The following is a 22,031-nucleotide window of genomic DNA, read 5'->3' as shown; positions in this document are numbered from 1 at the left end:
TGTTAGTTTAAATTAATAGTTCTTCCATTTTTGGCACTGTTGATTGCAGATTGTAGAATTTCCATGGTAATGATATTATTCTCTAAGGAATATACATTAAAAGGGTCTAATGTAAGCTTCCCGTTTATAACATCTGCAAAAACTGAAAAGGGATCGTTAAAAGGTTCTTCGCGTTCTCCTAAGAGAAATGTTTCTTCTGTATAGTCACTATATCCTTTAGAAAGCCTTAACCTTAACTGTGAAGGATTATCAGAATAAATAGCGCCCTTTGTACCATAAAGCTCCATATCCTTTCTGCCTATAGGCCAATTCCAAGAGGGTTGTAAAATGGCCATCTCATTATCATAAGTTAATATAATAGTGGCATCATCGTCCACTTTGGGGTTATTCTCTGCTTGTAATTGTTGAGTTACCGCAGTTACACTATTTGGTCTTTTGCCATTGGTTAACCACGTCATTAAATTGGCACCATAGCAACCAAAATCAGTAATGGCTCCGCCACCATTTAAATCAGGGTCCGTTAACCATTCTAAAAATTCATTGGAAACACCAATTTTCTTTGGTCCTTTATGACCGTCTCTAATTATCACTTTTCTTAATTTTCCAATCTCACCCTGTTTTAATAAAGCATGTGCTTTTATATTGGTTTGGTACCAAGAAGTTTCATAGTTAGTTAAAACATGAATATTATATTTTTTAGATAGTTGTTGTATTTCTATAGCATCATTATAAGTTGTTGCTAAGGGTTTCTCTACCATGACATGAATTCCTTTTGGAGCACAGGCTTTTACAATGTTTAAGTGATCCTTAATGTTCCCAAATGCAGCAACTGCATCTGGGTTTACAGCTTTGATCATGTCATCCATAGAACTAAAAACGATATCCATGGAAAACCCAAATTCTTTTGAAAGTTTTTTAGCTAGGTCTTGGTTTGTTTCAACTATTCCCACCATATTAATATCAGACTTTGTTTCTCTACCTAATATCCATCCTACATGCCCATGGGTGAGGCCTGCTACGCCTAATTTAAGAGTAGGGTCTTGGGTGTAAACAAAATTTGTTAAGAGAAGTGATAGTAATATAATTGCCTTCTTCATTGAAAATTGTTTTAATTAAGGCTGATTGAATGGTTTTGTATTTCGTTCAAATCTAATGAATTGGTATTTATTGTAAAATAAAAGGTGCTACCTTCATGCTCTTCTGACTCAACCCAAATTTTACCTAAGTGATGATCTATTATTTTTTTACTTCCGTAAAGACCTATGCCGGAACCTTCAAATTTAGATTGGTTGTGTAGTTTGTGGAATGCATTGAAAATATTCTTTTGTTGCTCTTTTGGTATGCCAATGCCGTTGTCTGTAATGCTAAAAAGATATTCGTTTTCTTTTTTTTCTGACATTATGGTAATCACAGGATCTTTGGTGTTACTTTTAAATTTTAATGCATTATGTATTAAGTTTTGAAAAAGCATTCTAATATCATTGGGTCTTGCTGTAATTGTAGGTAAATGACCAATATGAATGGTAGTTTTTGTTTCTTTGATTTTTTCGGAAAAATCATTCAGAACTAGTTGTAATATTTCATGTGTATCAACATTTTCCATTCCACTAGAGTTACCAATTTCAGCATATTTTAATAAGCTTTCTACCAAATTTGTAAGCCTGTTAGAACTTATTTGTAAATGTTTTAAATAGCTACCGAAGCTGTCATATTCAAATGCCAAATGCTGTTTTTCTAATTCTTCTGCAATGACATTGATATTATTTAAGGGGCCTCTAAGATCATGTGTAACTATGAATATAAATTCTTCAATATGAGTGTTTTTTAATTTAAGCTCATTATTTAATACGGCTAATTCATTGTTCTGATTCCTTAAATCATCTTGAGCTTCTTTCAAATTTAATTCACTTTCTTTTAGCGCTTCAATATGATTTTCTAAATCTTTGGTATATGTTCTGGTCATCTTTTGGTCATAAACCCTAAAGGTTAGCGATAGCCAGCCTAAACAGGCTAAGAAAGCGAAAATTTCATCAAAAGGCACATCTATTGTACCTAAGATGGGTCCGTATTTAGAAATATAAACTGTGGGTATTATAAAGGCTAAAATATCAAAAGTTATAACTAAATTTCTAACCCGAGGGTTATTTCTGTAACCAATAAAAGCTAGAAAACCCATGGTAGCAAATGCTACTGCTTGGCCAAAAAATCCCCCTATCAAAAAAATTAAGGTCATAAACATAACCGGAGGAAATAAGGTCATGTAAATTCTAGTAGCTTGGCTATATTTTAAACGATTTAATAAAAATCCGATCCCGAAACCACCTGCAACAATACCTGCTAAAAGTTGTTCTATATAAGAATGAAATAGTAGGGTATACATAAATACAGCAGTAGTAAAAATGGTAGACACTACTGTTATGAGCCCAAATTCATCTATAAAGTTTCTACTTTTAGTGCTGGGATATTTAGAAGTCGAATTAAGTGTAGGCAAGCTATTGAATTTAAAATAATAATGCTTTTGTTGTTCAATCCTAAAAAAAATAGAGATAATTAGTATATAGAACTCAGCCGGTATATAATTATTCTATATTTTTAGTTAAATCTAAATATTAATTACAAATAATTAGGAAATAGAGTATCGGGGTCATATTGTGCTTATTAGTAAGGTGGTAGTAGTACCTATATCAATGGACAAACCTATTTTTTAGTTTTTGCTAAAAAAATTATTAAAAAATAAAGTATCTAGATACGCTATTTTTAGTTCATAGGAACTTCCATCACTAGGATATTAGAAGTACTATTGATTTTAAATTTAAAAGTATCGGTTTCCCAAATTCCAAATCCGTCACGTTTGTTTAATATCTGATCTGCAATTTCAATTTCACCGTCTAAAACAAAGATGTATATTCCGTTTCCCTTCTGTTTTAGGACATATGAATCTATTGCCCCAGTATCATAATTTCCAAGATGAAACCATGCGTTCTGGTGAATCCAAACACCACTATCATCAGGACTTGGGGAAAGTATTTGATACAAACTGTTTTTTGTAGCAATATCCTCAACAGAGATTTGATCATACCGAGGAGGAACGCCTTCTTTGTTTGGTATGACCCAAATTTGTAAGAACTTCACTTCTTTATTTTTATTCTTGTTATACTCGCTATGCATAACTCCTGTGCCTGCACTCATTACCTGTACGTCTCCAGCTTTTATTAGGGTAGAATTACCCATATCATCCATATGTTGAAGGTCACCTTCTAACGGGATCGATATGATTTCCATATTTCTATGGGGGTGTGTTCCAAATCCGCGACCTGCAGCTACGGTATCATCGTTTAGTACACGTAAAACTCCAAAATTCATTCGTTCATTATTATGATAATTACCAAAGCTAAAACTGTGGTAAGAATTTAACCAGCCATGGTCAACATGACCTCTTGTGTCAGATTTATGTAAAATTGTTTTCATTTAAAGTATTCTTTATAAGATAAAATGTTAGTCGGAATTTGGAGTCGAACTTTACTTTGAGATCATTTGTAAATGACAAGTAATAAACGCTTAAAGTTAAGTTTTAACTTTATTGATTTGCATTTTTTACTCTATAAAATATTAGGATAATTTTATTTGCCAACGCTCGTTATAAAAACAAAAATCACTAGTTGACAATATGAAATTTATAGTTCTATTTTTTGCTTTTATCATAAGTGTTCATTTACATGCCCAAGACCCTGGTGATGCAGCAAAGCATATAGGAGCAGGGGTCGTAGTTGGTATTGCCGGAGGGTATGCTGCTCATAAAATATCTAATGGTCAAAAAGGCTGGAAATGGGCTGGAGCAGTAGGTAGTAGTTTAGCGGTAGGTCTTGCGAAAGAGGGTATTTATGATCAGTCTAAAGGGTACGAATGGGAAACTAAAGATGTTTTGTACACTACTTTAGGAGGTGTTTTAGCTGGTATGGCAATACATATTTTAACCGACAATACTAGAAGGAGAAATGGTGGCGGTAAAAATTGTGGTTGTCTGGTTGCACAAATAGAACATACAAATGAAATACAATTACCCAAATTCGTAGAAAATGGAACTGGCGATATAACCTCAGAATTACAGGCGGCTTATCTGCTTCGGTAGTTTATAACAGTCCCTTCGCTTTAATTTCTAAATATTTATTTATGGTGTTGATAGTCAGGTTTTCTGGTTTGGTTAAAATGGTCTGTATACCATACTTTTTAAGCTCGTTCACTACCAATTGTTTCTCGTATAAAAATTTCTCTGAAATAGCCTGCTCATACATTTCTAAGGTATTGTTTGGCTTTTTTTGTGCGTAAGAGAAAAGCTCTGTGTTTTCAAAGAAAATAACCACTAATAAATGTTGTTTTGCAATTGCTTGTAAATAGGGCAATTGACGGTGTAAAGCGTCTAAAGTTTCAAAATTGGTATATAAAAGCAAAAGGCTTCGTTGAGGTAAATGTCTTTTTACATCAATATATAATCTACTAAAATCACTTTCCACAAAGTTAGTTCTTAAGTTATATAGCGTTTCAAGAATAAGGTTCATTTGAGAGCTTTTACGTTCGGCAATAACCCTATACTCTATTTTATTGCTAAAAGAAAACATACCTGCCTTGTCATTCTTTTTTAGTGCTATATTGCTGATAACCAGAGTAGCGTTTATAGCATAGTCCAATAAACTAAGAGAGTTAAAAGGCATTTTCATTACCCTACCTTTATCTATAATAGAATAGATGGGTTGCGATTTTTCATCTTGAAATTGGTTGACCATTAGCTGACCTCTTTTGGCAGTCGCCTTCCAGTTTATGTTTCTAATATCATCGCCCTGTATGTAGTCTTTAATTTGTTCAAACTCCATTGTATGGCCAATACGTCTAATTTTTTTAATACCAAATTCAAGCAAGCGATTGCTAAAGGTCAAAAGATCATATTTGCGAAGTTGTAAAAATGAGGGGTAAACAGGTACCTCCTTATTATGATCAAACGTGTATTTTTTAGCTAGAAAGCCAATAGGCGAGCTAGCAAATACATTCAAATTACCAAAGCTATAAACGCCCCGTTCAACAGGTCTAACAGCATAAGTGTAAAATTTTTGCTCTCCGGATTTTAGTACAATTTGAAAATTAAAGTCCCTTTTTTGAAATTGAAAAGGAAGCTCGTCTATAATGTTGACCCGGCTAGAAAATAAGTATTGATTGGTAACCTTGATTTTGATGTTGTTTTCATCACCGTTAGAAAGTTTATCAGGAACAATTCTGTCTGACACAATTTTTCCTTTTGATAAAAAGAGAAGGATAATATCTACAATGATCAGCGCTGAGAATAAATAGAAAATTAGCTTGGCAACAAATAAAAGGTTCTCAAAAATATAGGACACCAAAAAGCAAAGGATGATTCCTGTTAAAACTAAGAAAAACCTCTTTTGAAGAAATATATTTTTGAATATGTTTTTCACGATGATTTATCTAGGAATTTCGATGGTCTGAATAAGGTCGTTTATCATTTTTTCTGAAGTGTAGCCTTCCATTTCCCTTTCAGGAGTTAATATGATTCTATGTCCCAATATAGGACCAACTACTTTCTTAATGTCATCGGGCGTAATAAAATCCCTTCCGTTAATAGCAGCAACTGCTTTAGAAGCGTCTAAAATGGCAATAGAAGCCCTTGGCGATGCACCTAAATATAAATTAGCATTAGTTCTAGTATTGTTAACGATAGCGGCTATATATTTCAATAAGTTATCTTCTACAATGATATCCTTTATCACCAGTTGATAAGCGGCAATTTGATCTGCAGAAAGAACGGAATTAATTAATGCTTCTACATTGGTGTTTTTTTGTTGATGCTTGTTTTCTAAAATCTGTATTTCTTCCTCTAAAGTAGGGTAATGTACATTTATTTTAAACAGAAAACGGTCTAATTGAGCTTCAGGCAATCTATATGTACCTTCTTGTTCAACAGGATTTTGAGTGGCAAAAACCAAAAAAGGAGGTTGCATTTCAAATTCATTTCCATCAATGGTGATCTGCCTTTCTGCCATGGCTTCAAAAAGGGCGGCTTGGGTTTTGGCAGGGGCACGGTTTATCTCATCAATCAGTATTATATTTGAGAAAATAGGTCCTTTTTTAAATTCGAATTCAGAGGTCTTTACATTAAATATAGAAGTACCTAAAATATCACTAGGCATTAAATCTGGCGTAAATTGAATTCTACTAAAATCTACGTTCATGGTCTTTGCCAAAAGTTTTGCCGTTACGGTTTTGGCTACACCCGGTACACCTTCAATAAGTGAATGCCCGTTCGCCAAAATAGAAACTATCAATAACTCGATCATTTCTTGTTGACCTATAATAACTTTTCCAAGTTCTGATTTGATCTTAACAACAGATTCTTGAAGTTTGGTGAGATCAATACGAGAATTAAATTCTACGTTGTTTTCATCTTGAGTATTATCTTCCATAGGATTGTTTAAATGAATTTATTTTCTGAACTAGAACTAAAGCATCTTGTTCAGTATGTACAGGTTTATTTTTAAGACGAAGTAAGAGTTCAACTAGTGCTTTTGTCTCTTCTCTAGATTTACCGGCTTTAGCGCTTAATTGTGTGATAAAATTTTCATCTAAAACTGTAGTGTTCATATAATACCTATTTCTAACGTAGGTTAAAAAGTAGGTCATTTTTTTATCGTTTAAATTGGTATAATCTCTGTGTTGGTAATATAATGATCCCACGGTTTTGGCAAAAGCTACAGATGAGTTTTCTAAAGGTTTTATAACAGGTATAATTCGTTGTTGTCGTTTTGCTTTGAAGATGACAAAAAGTAGTAAGCCAATTACTAGTAGGTAATAGCTCCATTTTAATGCGGGCTGATTTAATACAAAACGCATAGGTGAGGTAATCACCTTTCTTCCAGTTTTCTTGTAATCGTCCCAAAACAAGAGTTGGTCGCTTAAATAAGAAAAACTTTGCGTACTATAGTCAGTATTATCGCTTAACATATAAAAATTGGTATAGGCAACCGGTAAGGTATTGATGATGAAATTTCCCTTTCCAAAAGAAGTTTTAATAAAGTTGGGGCGCACCTTAATTTCTTCTTTGTTATTCTCTAAAAACGAGGAAGATGTAAACTGTAGGTGTCCTAATATTTGTGTATTAACAGTATCAACACTTACAAAATAACTTGGGTGGGCACCTCTTGAAAAGTAAAAATTATTTTGTTTAAAGTTTTTATTGGTAAAAGAAGCCTTGACCGAATCTTCTAGAATATCGTACTGTTGTGTGATTTCTATATTTAAAGTATCGGCCAGTTGTCCAGTAAGATTACTGGTTGCAATAAACACTTGGTTGCCACCTGCTACATATTTTAAAACCTGATTGGTTTCTTGTTCATCTAAATAGATATAATCGTTGATAATTACATAATTAGAAGGTATAGTACTGTCTCTTTGTAGTAGCGCATCGTAAATACTACTTTCTACAGATTCAATTTCACTATTGGAAAAAATATTGGGTAGTTCGTTGAAAAGCACAAAACAGCCAAACGGAATTTTAGATACAGAGGTGTATGAAGGTTTCCAGTTTATGGGTCTAGGACGCACAATTTCTGTTACAATGATACCAATTAGCACCGCAATGAAAAGCCCAAGTATTATTTTAGAACGTTTACCCAAATTATGGTTAAATTTGTTTGTTGATCGATTCAAAATCTAAAACCGATTTCGTGTATTTAGTATCATCTATAGTTTGCTCACCGTACCATATATAATCATACAGATAAGCTATTTTTTTAAAACCTTTTTTTATTTCCGGTTGCTCAATTTCAGTAAAATAGTCAGAGTTTGTTTTATCAAAATGCCATTCAATGATATCACCTTTAGATAATTTTTGTAGCGTAAGCAGAAACTGATAGCGTATGGCAAGACGATAGTCTTTTTGTTCTATAGCAGTGCTGAGAAGATTATTGATGTCGATGCCTTCAATATGCTCTTCGGTTAAATTGATATCGTTGATGATACTGGCTTTTTTCTGAAAAAGGGAATTAAAGTTTTCATTGATCAGTAATTTTACCACAAGGTAGATAACCAAAATAATCAGTAAAAAATAGATAAAGTATTCAATAAGCTCTAGTAGTTGTGGCGAAATAGTAATGCCAAAAATACTGTTCAATCCTTGTCCTGACCAATTTATAAAACGAGCTAATAGATTTTGAGACTCCCCCGTTTTAAAAGTGTAATTAAACTCATCTCCGGTGTATTTTTTAGAGAGATCTTCATGATTATTACGTACCGTCAATACAGATGAAGAATCTATTTTTACGATACTATCATTTGTACCCTGTGCAAAAGTCACTAAGGTAGTTAGCAGAAAGGATATGATGAGAATAATATACTTCAACTTAATCGTTTTGACCTATTTGCTCAATGGTTGCTCTAGTATTTTCATTGTAGGCTTTCTCATGTAAGGCGTAATATAGAATACCGTTTACAAACTGCGATAGGCATTGGCCATACACCGCAATAATTAAAACAATGCAAGTACCTAAAGTATAAACTATGGTAGAAACGATAGATTGGGAGTAGTCCACATTATTTTCAACTACATGAAAGGTATATATCCCTATAATAATACCGGGAACAAATAATGCGATCATCATTAAAATGCCTAGTAAGAGACCTAATATAAAGTTGACACCTACAGATTTCCAAAAATTAGTAGTCACCAATTTCCAACCCTCGCCTAAAGCCTCTGTAACACCTTTTTTCTTTTGTATCATTTCAAAAAATGAAACGCCCACCCAAGCAGTTAAAAAGAATTGAACTATATACTGACCAATAAAGCCTAATAAAGGAATGAAAGCTAATATCACCGCTGCAATAACAAACACAAAGTAAATAGGAATCAATAGTAAAACGAATAAGAAGATATTTCCAAATTGACTTTTAGCCAGTTCCCAAACCTCTTTTTTATCTACGTTTTCATCTCTGGTTTCCACATATTTGATCATGTAGCTCGTAGATAAAGAATAGTTCAAGAAAGCTACACCAATTAAAATGATGACGAACAAAAAACCGCCTATACCTAAATAAAGGTAGTGGTCTAGCTCAAATTCATTACCGTCAACAAAAGAATCATTATTAAATTCTTGAGCAATGAAACCTAAAAATCCAGATACTAATAAATAGCTGGTAATTAAAAGGCCTATTAAAAAAACACCATTATAACTTATAAATACGTTGGTGAAGTTCTTAATATTCTGTTTAAAAAAATCGAAATAAACGGTTATGATTCCGCCAAAATCACGGTTTGCCTGTAACGGTATGTAATTGTCTTTCATGTTGGTTATTAAGTATAATGGGGTATGCTATGTAATAAAATATAATCAAGAATAGAGAGGCGCCAATAATTAGAAATGCCAACCAATTTGGCATTCCTGTATATCGGGTAATAAAACCTTCAATAAAACCGGCAATGATAAAAAACGGAATGGTGCTTACCACAACTTTTAATCCGTCTTTAGCCCCTTTCATAAAAGACACGCGCCTAGAGTATGTTTTAGGAAAAAGAATACTATTCCCCATTATTAAACCGGCACACCCGGCAATTATAATGACTGAAATTTCAATGGTACCATGCAGCCAAATTTGCTTGTTCGCCTCAAAGAAAACACCCTTGGTATAAAAGAATGTGATGAATGCACCCAGCATTACCCCGTTACTAAAAAGAATATAACCGGTACCTATACTGGTAATTACTCCAAAAGCAAATGCTAAAAATGCAACTCGTATATTATTAATGGTAATGCCTAAAAATGAACCTATTTCACTTCCCCCTTTATAGATAGCAGCAGGGTCACCGTTGGCAATATTATTCAGTGTTTCATTCACATAAGCATCGCCTAATATTAACCTAACAAAACTTGCGTCGTTCAATGCGGATAGAGATCCAATGGCAGAAGCTATGATAAATATAAAAAAGGCGATACCTAATGTACTGTGATATTGTTTAAAAAAAAGAGGGAATTCAGTAAGCCAAAAGCGCTTAATTCTATTTTTATCTTCTTTTTTGTTCTTGTAGATTTTTTGGTGTGCCTGAGAAGCCAATCCATTTAAATACAATAAAGTCTTGCTTTCTGCGTAATACGTTTGCGCGTAGGCTAAATCATTAGTCAGTTGAATGTAGCCATTGGCAAGTTCATCTGGGTTTAAAGTAGCATCTAGGTTGATAGCTTTTTCAAATGCTATCCATTTTTCCTTATTTTGCTTTACAAAAGCAGCTTCGCGCATAATTTATTTTTACCATGTTAAAATTAAGACTTAATGAATAACCTCCAAATCAATACAACGCAAAATGTGAACCTTAATTATGCTATTGTTGGTATTGGTGAACGAATAGTGGCATTTTTTATTGATGCACTTATATTATACCTCTACTATTTTCTAGTAGATTTAATTGGTACTGCCATAGGTTATATTTATGATGATGGATGGACGCAGCGAGGTATTGTTGGTTTAATTGCTTTACCGGCAATGTTTTACAGTTTGTTGATGCACATTATTTTTAATGGTAGAACTGTGGGTAAAATGATGATGAAGATGAGAGTCGTATCGGTTGATGGTTCACCGGTGAGATGGAGCAATTATTTAATTCGTTGGATGCTACGTTTGGTAGATATTTTGCTTTTTATGGGGTCAATAGGTATTTTAACTATTTTGTTTTCTGAAAAGAGTCAACGATTAGGAGATGCCGCGGCGGGCACCGTAGTAATTAGTACTAAAACACATGCCAAGGTTTCACATACCATTTTAGAAGAAGTAACGGATAATTATGTACCTAAATTTACCAATGTTACCCTATTGACGGATAAAGATGTAAGATTGATCAAAGAAACTTTTGAAATAGCTCAAAAAAGTAACGATTTTAAAACGATGAAAGCTCTTAAAGATAAAGTTGATAGTATATTGCAGACCAATTCAGATTTATATGATAAGCAGTATTTAGATACTATTTTAAAAGATTATAATTATTTTACTCAAAAGCTATAACTAATGTTTTATTTCTTCATTGATATTTTAGGAACCATTGCATTTGCTATTTCAGGAGTTTTGGTTGCGATGGATAAAAAACTAGATGCCTTTGGCGTATTTATCATTGCTTTTGTAACTGCGGTGGGTGGCGGTACTTTGCGCGATCTGTTAATTGGTATTGGACCAGTAGGATGGTTGAATGCGCCATTACATTTGTTAATAATCGTAATAACCGTTTTGCTGACTATCATTTTTGTAAAGCAGTTAAAATATGTTAGGAGATCACTCTTTCTTTTTGATTCTATCGGTATAGGGCTATACACTATGGTGGGCATAGAAAAAGGATTAGCGGCAGATTTACCGCCTGTGATGTGTATTGCCTTAGGTACTATAACAGCTTGCTTTGGCGGTGTACTCAGAGATATTTTATGCAATGAAATACCTGTTATATTTAGAAAGGAAATTTATGCAACCGTCTGTATTTTAGGTGGCTTGGTGTATTTTCTTTTAATTCAATTTCCAATTCAAAATACCATAGCCTATTCCATGGCGATCGTTACAATTATAATCATGAGGGTTTTGGCGGTTAGGTTTAAAATTTCGCTGCCAAATATCTATCGTAAAGAAATATGAAGCTTATCATTGGTATTTATCGAAGCTGAACCGGTGTATTTCAGAAATCAACAGCTACTCTAAAACTTCTGCTTTTTCAATATAGATGTTCTGTAATGGCCAATCTCCTTTTTCAACGGGTACGTTGTTAATTTTATCGACCACATTCATACCTTCAATAACTCTACCAAAAGGAGTGTATTCGTCATCTAAATGATAAGAGCCTGGATCGGTTACCACAATGAAGAATTCAAAAGGACTGGCTAGCATATGGGGGTTGTCCAATTCGCTACTGGGCATAGAAACTGTTCCCCTATGGTGTTTGTGGCCTTTTCGGGTATCTGGCGGTAATAAGTACCTGCCAATATCAGTTCTTTTTTTACCTGTTTTTGCGTCATCAGAATTTCCACCTTGAATAATGAAATTTTTGACTACTCTATGAAATTGGGTGTAATTAAAATACCCTTTTTCAGTCAGGTAGATAAAGTTAGCTCTGTGGTAAGGTACATTATCAAACAACTCTATGGTAAAACTACCAAGGTTGGTCGTAATTTTTACTTTGTTAGATTTTAGGGTTTTTTCATAGTTGAAAAAGAAATCGATAGCATTGTCTTCGGTCAGTTCAAAAGCTTTTTCTTGTTCGTCTTTTAGAACTTCTTTTTCTGTATTTTTAATAGTGTCTGTTATTGTCCGTTGTTTAGAAGTTGTACCGTCAACTTTCTTAGCGGTATCTTTGCAGCTAGCAAAGGTTATAATAGTGATAAAAAGAAATATATAGAATATAAGTGAACGCATGGATTTCAATTTTTTTGAACAACAAATATCAAAAATAAAGGATTTGCCGCTACCGGGAGAGGCTTCACAATATAAAATGGCTCCAGAAAATCGTATAGAGGATTTAAAGCGAATTAACCTATCGAAGAAAAATGCTAGAAAGGCGGCAGTTATGGCATTGTTTTATCCAACGGCAAGTCAAAATACCAATCTTCTACTAATTTTAAGAAAAACGTATAAAGGAGTACATTCTAACCAAGTAGGATTTCCGGGAGGTAAAGCAGAAAAATCAGATGATGGCTTGTTGACCACTGCATTACGTGAAACGTATGAAGAAGTTGGGGTGCAACCCAAAGATGTTACCTTGGTAAAAGAAATTTCAGAAATTTTTATTCCTCCCAGTAATTTTATCGTTCAGCCTTATATTGGGTTGTATAAAAATCCTAAACCTTTCATTAAACAAGAGTCAGAGGTAGAATTGATTTTAGAAGTACCATTACTAGATTTTTTGGATGAATCTAAAATTGTTTCTAAAAAAATGACCACATCATATGCCGTAGCTACAGAAGTACCTGCCTTTAAATTAAACGGTTATATTGTTTGGGGGGCTACGGCAATGATGTTGAATGAGATTAAAGAGTTATTAAAGCAGGTGTTGTAAGGCATATTTATTTATTTTAGCATTCTATGGGATTATTTGACAAAAACCCTTTTGGGCATAACTTATTCATTAAAAAATGGCTAATTCGTATTTTGGCCGTTCTTTCACATCAGCGTTATAAGCGATTTAATACGTTAGAAATTGAAGGTTCTGATATTATAAGAAGCTTACCGGATAAAAATGTTCTGTTTGTAAGTAATCATCAAACTTATTTTGCCGATGTAGTAGCAATGTTTCATGTGTTCAATGCTAGTTTAAGCGGTCGTGAAGATTCTATTAAAAACTTAGGTTACATTTGGCAACCTAAATTGAACATGTATTATGTTGCGGCTGCCGAGACTATGAGAAAAAGTCTACTGACCAAAATTATGGCTTATGCGGGTTCTGTTAGTGTTGAAAGAACATGGAGATCAGAAGGACAGGATGTAAAAAGACAAGTTAAAATGAGCGATATCTCTAGTATTGGTAAAGCTTTAAATGATGGTTGGGTCATTACATTTCCTCAAGGGACTACTACACCTTGGAAACCTTTAAGAAAAGGAACCGCCCATATTATTAAAAAGTATAAGCCAGTAGTGGTACCGGTTGTAATTGACGGTTTTAGACGTTCTTTTGATAAAAAGGGGCTACGCGTAAAGAAAAAAGGTATTCTTCAATCTATGGTTATTAAAGAACCATTACAGATAGATTATGAAAATGAAACTTCCGAATCTATAATTGAAAAATTGGAATACGCCATAGAGCAACACCCATCATTTTTAAAGGTGATTTCTAAAAAAGATCTATTGGCATTTGAAGAAGAAAACAAACAGCGGGAGTGGAAGCAATCTTAAACCGCCAAATGTTTCAATTCACTATAGTTATTCTTTAATTTTCTAAGTAGAAGACCATAGAGTAGAAAGTAAATACCGCCCATTGCTAAAGTTAAGATGATACCAAAAACACCTATAGAAAGCATAACGGTTATCTTTAGTTTCTCTGCTGATATATTTTCTAGACTATCTTTTAACTCTGGGAACGCTGAAATGATATTGTCATTTAAATATACCCCTATGATCATTATAATTATAGTGACCATAATCATGGATAAAGAAAATATGACGTAGTGTTTAACGGTTTTTCTGGTCTTTATTATTTTCTTCATCAAGTTTTTAGAATTATCTAAAACAGAGATTTCCTTAAACCTTTTATAGAATTGGAATATAAAATAGAAAGCTACAATGTAGGTGAAAATAGAAAATATTCGTAAGTATTTGGCTACACCAATATTTTCATAAATTTCCATACCTTCTTGCATAGAAGGTAAAAGATACAGAAGTTGCGGAACGGTAAATTCTAAAATACTTATAATGAGTATCCATCTAACTATTGAAGAAGATTTTTTCCATATCATTTTATGTATTTCCTCATAGCTTAATTTAGGAACGTTAAATTCCTTTTTCTGCCAGTCTTTCTTTAATAATTCCAGTTCATCCGTCATATGCCTATGGATTCAAAATGGTTCTTAATTTTGTCTTGATACGGTTCATCTTCACTCGTGCATTTACTTCGGTAATACCCAAAGTTTCTGAGATTTCAGTATAATTTTTATCCTCTAGATATAAAAAAACCAATGCTTTGTCCACATCGTTCAATTGCTTTACAGCTTTGTACATCAGCTTCAATTGCAATTCTTCGGTTTCATCATACTCATCTGCCTTGATCTTAAAAATTATAGACTCATAATCAGAGGTATCAATTCTTCTTTTATTTTTTCGGTATAAGGTGATGGCGGTATTCAATGCCACACGATACATCCAAGTACTAAACTTTGCATCACCCCTAAATTTGGGGTAAGCTTTCCATAGTTGAATAGTGATTTCTTGAAACAGGTCATTGTGAGAGTCACGGTCATTTGTATACAGGGTACAGACTTTATGGACAATATTTTGATTGTCCTGTAGCTCGGTCACAAATTTGTGTTCAAGTTCTTTATTCACTGTTGGTTGGTTGTTCTTATCATGTTAGTCTAGCAAAGGTTTCATTTGTTACAAGAAAACTATAATAAAATAAAAAAAGTACCAAAGTTGACTTTAGTACTTTTAATAGTATTTAATCAGATAATTAGTATCTATAATTTAGTGCAGGAGCTCTATCCCCTAAAAGCGGGATATACTTAAAATCTGCACCTCTTTTTTCTAAGAATTCAGCTTTGGCAGATGCTACTAATTTTTTATCCTTAAATAAATCAATTGCGGTCATCGTTAGTGTTTTTGCAGCTATCATCATACCTTTGTTTCCAATTGAAGTTCCGCCAGCGGCAACAGCTTGCCAGCTATGTGCAGGTGTGCCAGGCACCCAAGTAGCCGTACTAAAACCGACTGTTGGTACAGTAAAACTAACATCGCCAACATCTGTTGATCCAAATGCCTTAGCTTCGGTCTTGTAGGGTTGTACATTTTTTGCGGTAGCTAAATCAGCCTTTTCCTGACCCAAAGTTTTTGCAATTTTATCCGCAAATGCCTTTTCTTTGGCTGTATATTCCATTCCTCCAACTTCAGATAAGTTTTCATGCATCACTTTTTGTAACGTTAAATTTGGTAAAAGTTCATGAGTGCCACCGATCATCTCATAATCCATAGTCGTACCTGTGCCTAGGGCAGCACCCTCTGCGGCCTTTACCATACGATCAAAAATTTCAATTACAACATCACGTCTATTATGGCGAGCATAGTAATATACTTCAGCAAAATCAGGAATAACATTAGGTGCTTTTCCGCCATCTGTAATTACATAATGAATTCTAGCTTCTTGGGGTATGTGCTCGCGCATCATATTTATCATCATATCCATAGCTTCAACGCCATCTAATGCAGAACGACCTTTGTCTGGTGATGCCGCGGCATGTGCGGAAATACCGTGAAATCTAAATTTAGCCGACTTATTTGCTAATGCTGCCCCGGCACTGGCGGCATTCTGTGACCCTGGGTGCCAATGTAAGGCAATATCCACATCGTTAAAAAGTCCTTCGCGAACCATATATACTTTACCCGATCCACCTTCTTCTGCAGGTGTGCCGTAAAAACGTATGGTACCTTTAGATTTGTTCGCTTCTAGCCATTCTTTAGTTGAGATAGCGGCAGCTGTAGAAGCGGTACCGAATAAATGGTGTCCACATGCGTGACCTGCTGCCGCACCTGCAGATTCTTTTTCAGAGAGCGCTTTTTGAGAAAGACCAGGTAAGGCATCGAATTCGCCCATAATAGCAATTACGGGACTTCCGCTGCCATATTCAGCTATAAAGGCTGTTGGGATGTCTGCAACTCCTTTTTTTATAGTAAAACCGGCATCCTGTAAGGTCTGCTGTAGAAGACCAGAGCTTTGCTTTTCTTGGTACCCCATTTCTGCGAACTCCCAAATATTTTGAGCTATAATTCCGTATGCGTCACTTTTTTGCTCTAATTTTTTAATAATGTCTTTTTCGCTCTTTTGAGCATTCATCGAATAAAAGGAAGTACCGAGTACTGCCAATAAAATAAGGGTTTTACGCATTTTAATGTTTGTTTAGGTTAGAACTTAAAGATACTAAAAACACATTATTATTTTAAAGTAGAGGTCCATTTGTTTAATTTCGCATTTAAGTATTCATACTATGAACATACCACTTTCAAGCTATCCTAGAATTGTAATAATAGGTGGTGGTTTTGGCGGAGTTTCCCTAGCTAAAAAATTAAGTAAGCAAGAGGTACAGGTCGTTCTTATTGATAGGAACAATTATCATACGTTTCAACCCTTATTATATCAAGTATCTACAGGCGGTCTTGAACCAGATTCTATTGCTTATCCACTACGAAAGGTTTTAATAGGGTACGATAATTTTTATTTTCGTCTTGCTGAAGTAAAACATATAGACACCGCTTCAAAAAAAGTAAATACAAATATTGGTGATGTAAGTTTTGACTATTTGGTAGTAGCAACAGGTTCTGAAACGAATTTCTTTGGCAATAAGGAGATAGAGAAGAATACGATGTCCATGAAGTCTATACCGCAATCATTAAATCTTCGTAGTCTAATATTAGAGAATTTTGAACAGGCGCTACTTACAGATGACTATCATGAAAGAGATGCGTTGATGAATTTTGTTATTGTAGGTGGTGGGCCCACAGGTGTTGAGCTTGCTGGTGCTTTGGCAGAAATTAAGAAAGGTATTTTGCCAAAAGATTATCCTGATCTAGATACCAGAAGGGCACAGATCAATATTGTGCAAGGTGGTGATTGCCTATTGCCGGGGTTTAGTACGCAAGCATCAAAAAAAGCAGAAGATTTCTTAGAAAAATTAGGAGTACAAGTTTGGAAAAGTGTTCGTGTTACCGGTTACAATGGTAAAACGGTTACTACAATGACAACGTTGAAATTTGATGCTGCTACGGTAGTTTGGGCGGCGGGAGTTAAAGGTGCCGGTATAAAAGGTTTAGATGCAGAAGATGTAATAGCTAGTGGTAATAGAATTAACGTTAACGAATTCAATCAGGTAATAGGTCATCCAGAGATATTTGCCATAGGTGATATTGCGTGCATGGCAACAGAAGATAACCCGCGCGGTCACCCCATGGTAGCACAACCTGCAATACAGCAAGGAAAATTATTAGGTGAAAACCTAACTAGATTATTCGAAAATAAACCCATGAGACCATTTGTCTACAACGATAAAGGTAGTATGGCAACTATTGGTCGTAACAAAGCGGTCTGCGATATTAAGAAATTCAGGTTTCAAGGAGTTTTCGCTTGGTTTGTATGGATGTTCGTTCATTTGTTTTTCTTGATCGGATTTAGAAACAGAATGGTGGTATTCATCAATTGGGTATACAACTACATTAGATTTGATCGCGAAGCACGTTTAATTATTCGCCCTTATAAAAGAGATTACAGTCAATTCAAAGATTAGGAAACTAATCAAATAAAATATTTGCACTTTAAAGGTGTAACTGACAGTTAGTTAGTGTTTTGTTGGTTATTTCGTCAAGGTTTATTTTTACAAACGCTTCCATTGAAATTTCTAGGTTTTTAAAACCTGTTTATTTTAAGTAAAAAATTCAGATTTAGCCACTGAAAACGCTGACATTTAGGAATCACCTAATCGTATTTGTTTGGTAGTAGGTGCTAGTTTTGAAATAAGTGAAAGTTTATGATAGGGCTGTAGAATAATATATAACTGAATAAATGGTCTATTGGTTTTTTTGCCGAAACACAGGGAGTAAAACCTTCAGTATATGCCATTGGTGGCAGGTGAAAAATTTAATGACTTTTTCTAGGGTGATACGTATTCATGACTTCGGCTAAATGAGAACGGTCTACATGCATATAAATTTCTGTGGTAGTAATGCTTTCATGACCTAGCATTTGTTGAATAGATCGTAAATCGGCACCATTTTCAAGTAAGTGGGTAGCAAAAGAATGTCTAAACGTGTGCGGACTTATGCTCTTTTGTAGGCCAATGGTTACGGCTAAATTCTTGACGATAGTGAATATCATGGCCCGGGTAAGTTGTTTGCCGCGTCGGTTTAGAAAAAGGATGTCTTGATGGCCTTCCTGAATATTTAAATGAACTCTAATTTCATTTCTATAGATATCAATGTATTTTTTGTTCACCGAGCTTATGGGTACAAAGCGTTGTTTGTCTCCTTTGCCGGTGACTATAATAAAATCTTCCTCAAAAAACAGATCAGAAATCTTTAATCCAATAAGTTCAGAAACTCGTAGTCCGCAACCGTATAATGTTTCTAGCATTGCCCTGTTACGTTCCCCTTCAGCAGAACTTAAATCTATGGCACTTATCAATTTATCTATTTCATTTTCAGAAAGTGTATCAGGTAATTTGCGTCCAATTTTAGGAGGTTCAATTAAGTCTAAGGGATTGTCTTTGCGGTAATCTTCAAAAATCAGATAATTAAAAAAACTTTTGAGTCCAGATATTATTCGTGCTTGAGACCTAGGGTTGACCACTTTGGCAATTTCATAAATAAACTGTTGAACAGTGTTTTTGTCAATAAGAATTGGGGTCGTATTTATATCATGGGTTTCCAGAAATGACATCAATTTTTCAATATCCAAGGTGTAGCTCTGAATAGAGTTTTTTGATAATCCACGTTCAAGCTTTAAATAGGTGGTGTAATCTTTCAATGCATGCTTCCATTTCATGGTTTAAAGATAAAGAATACATTAATTCAGCAGAGCATAAAGTATTGTGGATAGAAATGAAAAAGGAATAATAGAGCATATTTTTGTACATTAAATATGTAATGACCTACCCAATTGCATAGTGTGCAACTACTTTTATGGTATTCACAACAAAGATGCCCGTAAGCTTAGTCTTCCCTTTATTTTTGAATGAAATAAACCAACCAAACTATGAAAAAATATTTCATTTTATTATTTGCCTTATGTCTTTCAACCGGAATTTTTGCTCAAGAAGGCTTCAAGTTCGGGATACAGGGAGGTATTCCACTAGAGGATTACAATGAAGCGGTAAGTGTGGTACTTGGAGCAGATTTCTCATACATGTATCCGTTAGGAGAAGTAGTAGATGTAGGACCCGCAGTGGGTTATATTCATGGCTTTGCAGAAACCTTTCAAACAACAATTATTAGGGAAGAGCAAGAAGCTGTACAATTTATGCCCCTGTCTGCAGGTGTTCGCTTTTGGACATCAAACTATTTTTCATTTGGTGGAAATATAGGTTATGCAATGGGAATAAATGATGGTAATGAAGGAGGGCTTTATTATAGGCCTACGGTCGCTTATTTAATGAGTTCTAGTGTTGAGGTTAATTTCTCTTACACAGGTATAGATATTGAAGAAACTACATGGTCTACAGTTACCTTGGGTATCGTTTACAATTTTGAGCCTAAATATAGAACTCGTCGCTAAAGAAATGCTTTAAAATTTACTTGTAACATTTCTAATTCATTGTACGGTAACATTCATTATTTTTGATGTATGAAGATTATCATTATAAATGGTCCTAACCTAAATCTATTAGGAAAAAGGGAGCCAGAAGTATACGGATCAGAAACTTTTGAGGATTACTTTTCAAAATTGCAATTTAAGTTTAAAGATGTTGAATTGGAATATTTTCAATCTAATATAGAAGGGGAGTTGATTTCTAAAATTCAAGAAACCGGCTTTTCTTATGATGGTATTGTATTGAATGCGGCAGCGTATACGCATACGTCAGTAGGTATTGGCGATGCGGTAAAGGCAGTAGAAACGCCAGTGATAGAAGTTCATATTTCCAATACCCATCAGCGCGAAGAATTTAGGCATTTATCTTATATATCCCCAGCAGCTAGCGGTGTAATACTTGGTTTTGGGTTAAAAAGTTATGATTTGGCTATTGAGAGTTTTTTGTTTTAACCCAAAAAACAATTTTAACATCTATAGCAAGGCATTAGTTCGTAAGTAATAACAAAGACGTTATTATGAAAAGAATTGCTTTTGTTTTATTGGGTATTACCACGTTACTTTCTATATCATGTAGTGATAAAGATGAATTGGTACTTACTTCTAGTCCTGAAATAGAAATTGATTCTTTGGTAAGTTTTGATGTAAATAATGCTTTTTCCAATTTAACTTTCAATCAACCTATAGATCTTCAATCAGCTGGTGCTGATAGTACTAGACTCTTTGTTGCCGAGAAAGGCGGAGTTATTAAAGTCTTCAGTAATGATGCTACAACAGAAGAGGTAACTACTTTTTTGGATATTTCGGCTAGAACGGCAACTGCTAGTGAACTTGGTTTGTTAGGTTTTGCTTTTCATCCAGAATATGCATCTAACGGCTTTTTATATGTCACTTACACTCCAAATGATGAACTTGCTGTGGTATCTCGTTTTAAGGTTTCAGAAACCAATGCTGCTATGGTAGAAGATGCTAGCGAAACCATTTTACTGGAAATTCCACAGCCTGCAACCAATCATAATGGTGGGCAGTTGGCGTTTGGTTCTGACGGATATTTATATATAGCCTCTGGTGATGGCGGTGGATCTGGTGATCCAGATGGTAATGCACAGAATTTGGAAAGCTTGCTAGGTAAAATATTACGTATTGATGTAGATGGTATGGACGAAGGATTAAATTATGCTATTCCTTCGGATAATCCATACGTGGAAAAAGAAAACGCAAGGGGTGAAATTTATGCTTACGGATTTAGAAATCCATGGAGATTTAGTTTTGATAAAGAGACAAATACTCTTTGGGCAGCTGATGTAGGACAAGATAAGAAGGAGGAAATAGATGTAGTAGTAAAAGGCGGTAACTACGGATGGAATATAGCAGAAGGTACGTCATGCTTTCTTGAAGATGATTGTGATACCACAGATTTAATAGCTCCCCTTTATGAATACGGTCGCACAGAAAACGATAAATCGGTTACCGGTGGGTATGTGTATAGAGGTGATGCCATACCAGAATTACAAGGATTATATATTTATGGTGATTTTGTATCCGGTAGAATATGGGCTTTAGATCAAGCTGGTACTAATACCTTGATATTTGAAAGTAATTTAGCTATTTCTTCATTTGGTACAGATGCCAATAATGAATTGTATATATGCGCTTTTGATGGAAAAATCTATGAACTATCAACGGTAGTAGAGGTGCAGCCTTAAGCGTTATCCTCAGGTCTTAAATACTTCTCTTCTACGTAGAAAGTGGCAAAGGGTAGCAGAGACGCAATACCGAAAATAAATATTTTTTTGAAACTCCATTTATGGGTAAATCCTATAATAAGGGTTAGTACTATAAATGCAATGAAAAGTACACCGTGAGCATAGCCTACCAATTTATTGGGTTCAGGTATTTCTGCCCAATATTTCAAAGGCATGGTTACCCCGAACAACGCCAAATATGAGATTCCTTCTAAAATTGCCGTTGCTCGAAATAATTTTAACATGTTATGCTGTATTTTAATTAA

At 34.5% G+C, this 22,031-nt stretch carries 24 protein-coding genes; 9 read left to right on the top strand and 15 right to left on the bottom strand.

The features are described from left to right. Positions 1-2: 2 nt before the first annotated feature. From BW936_RS14125 to BW936_RS14115, 3 genes are all read right to left on the bottom strand, one after another. Complete coding sequence (locus tag BW936_RS14125) at positions 3-1,097, bottom strand: Gfo/Idh/MocA family protein (RefSeq protein WP_076549210.1); 1,095 nt, start codon at positions 1,095-1,097, stop codon at positions 3-5. A gap of 11 nt (positions 1,098-1,108) precedes the next feature. Next, positions 1,109-2,491: a sensor histidine kinase gene (locus tag BW936_RS14120; protein ID WP_143744160.1), complete on the bottom strand. Its 1,383-nt coding sequence runs from the start codon at positions 2,489-2,491 to the stop codon at positions 1,109-1,111. 266 nt (positions 2,492-2,757) lie between these two features. Continuing rightward, positions 2,758-3,468, bottom strand: coding sequence for a pirin family protein (locus BW936_RS14115; RefSeq protein WP_076549206.1), 711 nt, complete (start codon positions 3,466-3,468; stop codon positions 2,758-2,760). A 199-nt stretch (positions 3,469-3,667) separates the two neighbouring features. On the opposite strand from BW936_RS14115, the gene BW936_RS14110 reads away from it, so the two are divergent. Further along, positions 3,668-4,129, top strand: coding sequence for a hypothetical protein (locus tag BW936_RS14110; protein WP_076549204.1), 462 nt, complete (start codon positions 3,668-3,670; stop codon positions 4,127-4,129). Position 4,130: 1 nt separating this feature from the next. Here the strand turns inward: BW936_RS14110 and BW936_RS14105 are convergent, their stop codons facing one another. From BW936_RS14105 to BW936_RS14080, 6 genes are read right to left on the bottom strand one after another with little or no spacing between them, the layout of a single operon-like run. After that, positions 4,131-5,465 (bottom strand): DUF58 domain-containing protein, encoded by a 1,335-nt coding sequence (locus BW936_RS14105; RefSeq protein ID WP_076549201.1) that lies wholly within the window; start codon positions 5,463-5,465, stop codon positions 4,131-4,133. A 6-nt stretch (positions 5,466-5,471) separates the two neighbouring features. Continuing rightward, positions 5,472-6,470 (bottom strand): AAA family ATPase, encoded by a 999-nt coding sequence (locus BW936_RS14100; RefSeq protein WP_076549199.1) that lies wholly within the window; start codon positions 6,468-6,470, stop codon positions 5,472-5,474. After that, positions 6,460-7,680: a DUF4350 domain-containing protein gene (locus tag BW936_RS14095; RefSeq protein ID WP_076549376.1), complete on the bottom strand. Its 1,221-nt coding sequence runs from the start codon at positions 7,678-7,680 to the stop codon at positions 6,460-6,462. Before BW936_RS14095 ends, BW936_RS14100 begins: the two co-directional genes overlap by 11 nt. 7 nt (positions 7,681-7,687) lie before the next feature. Continuing rightward, positions 7,688-8,404, bottom strand: coding sequence for a hypothetical protein (locus BW936_RS14090; RefSeq protein WP_143744158.1), 717 nt, complete (start codon positions 8,402-8,404; stop codon positions 7,688-7,690). Between the two features lies 1 nt (position 8,405). Then, on the bottom strand, positions 8,406-9,344 hold the full coding sequence (locus BW936_RS14085) for a hypothetical protein (protein WP_076549196.1): 939 nt from the start codon (positions 9,342-9,344) through the stop codon (positions 8,406-8,408). Continuing rightward, on the bottom strand, positions 9,307-10,293 hold the full coding sequence (locus BW936_RS14080; protein WP_076549194.1) for a stage II sporulation protein M: 987 nt from the start codon (positions 10,291-10,293) through the stop codon (positions 9,307-9,309). The genes BW936_RS14085 and BW936_RS14080 overlap by 38 nt, the downstream gene beginning before the upstream one ends. A 33-nt stretch (positions 10,294-10,326) precedes the next feature. On the opposite strand from BW936_RS14080, the gene BW936_RS14075 reads away from it, so the two are divergent. Both BW936_RS14075 and BW936_RS14070 read left to right on the top strand, forming a co-directional pair. Then, a complete protein-coding gene (locus BW936_RS14075) occupies positions 10,327-11,052 on the top strand; it encodes an RDD family protein (RefSeq protein WP_076549191.1) in 726 nt (241 codons plus the stop codon). A 3-nt stretch (positions 11,053-11,055) separates the two neighbouring features. Further along, positions 11,056-11,667 (top strand): trimeric intracellular cation channel family protein, encoded by a 612-nt coding sequence (locus BW936_RS14070; RefSeq protein WP_076549189.1) that lies wholly within the window; start codon positions 11,056-11,058, stop codon positions 11,665-11,667. Positions 11,668-11,721: 54 nt separating this feature from the next. On the opposite strand, the gene BW936_RS14065 is transcribed toward BW936_RS14070, so the two are convergent. Further along, positions 11,722-12,441, bottom strand: coding sequence for a peptidylprolyl isomerase (locus BW936_RS14065; RefSeq protein ID WP_076549186.1), 720 nt, complete (start codon positions 12,439-12,441; stop codon positions 11,722-11,724). Here BW936_RS14065 and BW936_RS14060 point away from each other — a divergent pair. Then, entirely contained in the window at positions 12,440-13,081 is a 642-nt protein-coding gene (locus BW936_RS14060) for an NUDIX hydrolase (protein ID WP_076549184.1), read from the top strand. The two genes, BW936_RS14065 and BW936_RS14060, sit on opposite strands and share 2 nt — an antisense overlap. Before the next feature lie 26 nt (positions 13,082-13,107). Further along, entirely contained in the window at positions 13,108-13,914 is an 807-nt protein-coding gene (locus BW936_RS14055) for a lysophospholipid acyltransferase family protein (protein ID WP_076549183.1), read from the top strand. Here BW936_RS14055 and BW936_RS14050 read toward each other — a convergent pair. From BW936_RS14050 to BW936_RS14040, 3 genes are all read right to left on the bottom strand, one after another. Next, on the bottom strand, positions 13,911-14,561 hold the full coding sequence (locus BW936_RS14050) for a hypothetical protein (RefSeq protein ID WP_076549180.1): 651 nt from the start codon (positions 14,559-14,561) through the stop codon (positions 13,911-13,913). The genes BW936_RS14055 and BW936_RS14050 overlap by 4 nt on opposite strands. Before the next feature lie 4 nt (positions 14,562-14,565). Beyond that, the gene (locus BW936_RS14045) at positions 14,566-15,060 is read right to left on the bottom strand and encodes an RNA polymerase sigma factor (RefSeq protein ID WP_076549178.1); all 495 of its coding nucleotides are present in this window, start codon (positions 15,058-15,060) and stop codon (positions 14,566-14,568) included. 124 nt (positions 15,061-15,184) lie between these two features. Beyond that, entirely contained in the window at positions 15,185-16,612 is a 1,428-nt protein-coding gene (locus tag BW936_RS14040) for an amidohydrolase (RefSeq protein WP_076549175.1), read from the bottom strand. A gap of 100 nt (positions 16,613-16,712) precedes the next feature. On the opposite strand from BW936_RS14040, the gene BW936_RS14035 reads away from it, so the two are divergent. After that, the gene (locus BW936_RS14035; protein WP_076549173.1) at positions 16,713-18,005 is read left to right on the top strand and encodes an NAD(P)/FAD-dependent oxidoreductase; all 1,293 of its coding nucleotides are present in this window, start codon (positions 16,713-16,715) and stop codon (positions 18,003-18,005) included. A 350-nt stretch (positions 18,006-18,355) separates the two neighbouring features. Here the strand turns inward: BW936_RS14035 and xerD are convergent, their stop codons facing one another. Beyond that, positions 18,356-19,258: a site-specific tyrosine recombinase XerD gene (gene xerD / locus BW936_RS14030; protein WP_076549171.1), complete on the bottom strand. Its 903-nt coding sequence runs from the start codon at positions 19,256-19,258 to the stop codon at positions 18,356-18,358. Positions 19,259-19,468: 210 nt separating this feature from the next. On the opposite strand from xerD, the gene BW936_RS14025 reads away from it, so the two are divergent. The 3 genes from BW936_RS14025 (at position 19,469) to BW936_RS14015 (ending at position 21,726) form a co-directional block, all read left to right on the top strand. After that, positions 19,469-19,987 (top strand): outer membrane beta-barrel protein, encoded by a 519-nt coding sequence (locus BW936_RS14025; RefSeq protein ID WP_076549169.1) that lies wholly within the window; start codon positions 19,469-19,471, stop codon positions 19,985-19,987. A gap of 69 nt (positions 19,988-20,056) precedes the next feature. Next, positions 20,057-20,473: a type II 3-dehydroquinate dehydratase gene (gene aroQ / locus BW936_RS14020; protein WP_076549166.1), complete on the top strand. Its 417-nt coding sequence runs from the start codon at positions 20,057-20,059 to the stop codon at positions 20,471-20,473. A 65-nt stretch (positions 20,474-20,538) separates the two neighbouring features. Beyond that, positions 20,539-21,726, top strand: coding sequence for a PQQ-dependent sugar dehydrogenase (locus BW936_RS14015; RefSeq protein WP_076549164.1), 1,188 nt, complete (start codon positions 20,539-20,541; stop codon positions 21,724-21,726). Here the strand turns inward: BW936_RS14015 and BW936_RS14010 are convergent. Continuing rightward, on the bottom strand, positions 21,723-22,010 hold the full coding sequence (locus BW936_RS14010; protein WP_076549162.1) for a DUF3817 domain-containing protein: 288 nt from the start codon (positions 22,008-22,010) through the stop codon (positions 21,723-21,725). The genes BW936_RS14015 and BW936_RS14010 overlap by 4 nt on opposite strands. Between the last annotated feature and the right edge of the window lie 21 nt (positions 22,011-22,031).

It is taken from the genome of Maribacter ulvicola (genome assembly GCF_900155985.1).
In the GTDB taxonomy this organism is placed as follows: Bacteria; Bacteroidota; Bacteroidia; order Flavobacteriales; family Flavobacteriaceae; genus Maribacter; species Maribacter ulvicola.
This window is presented reverse-complemented; position numbering and strand designations above follow the sequence as displayed.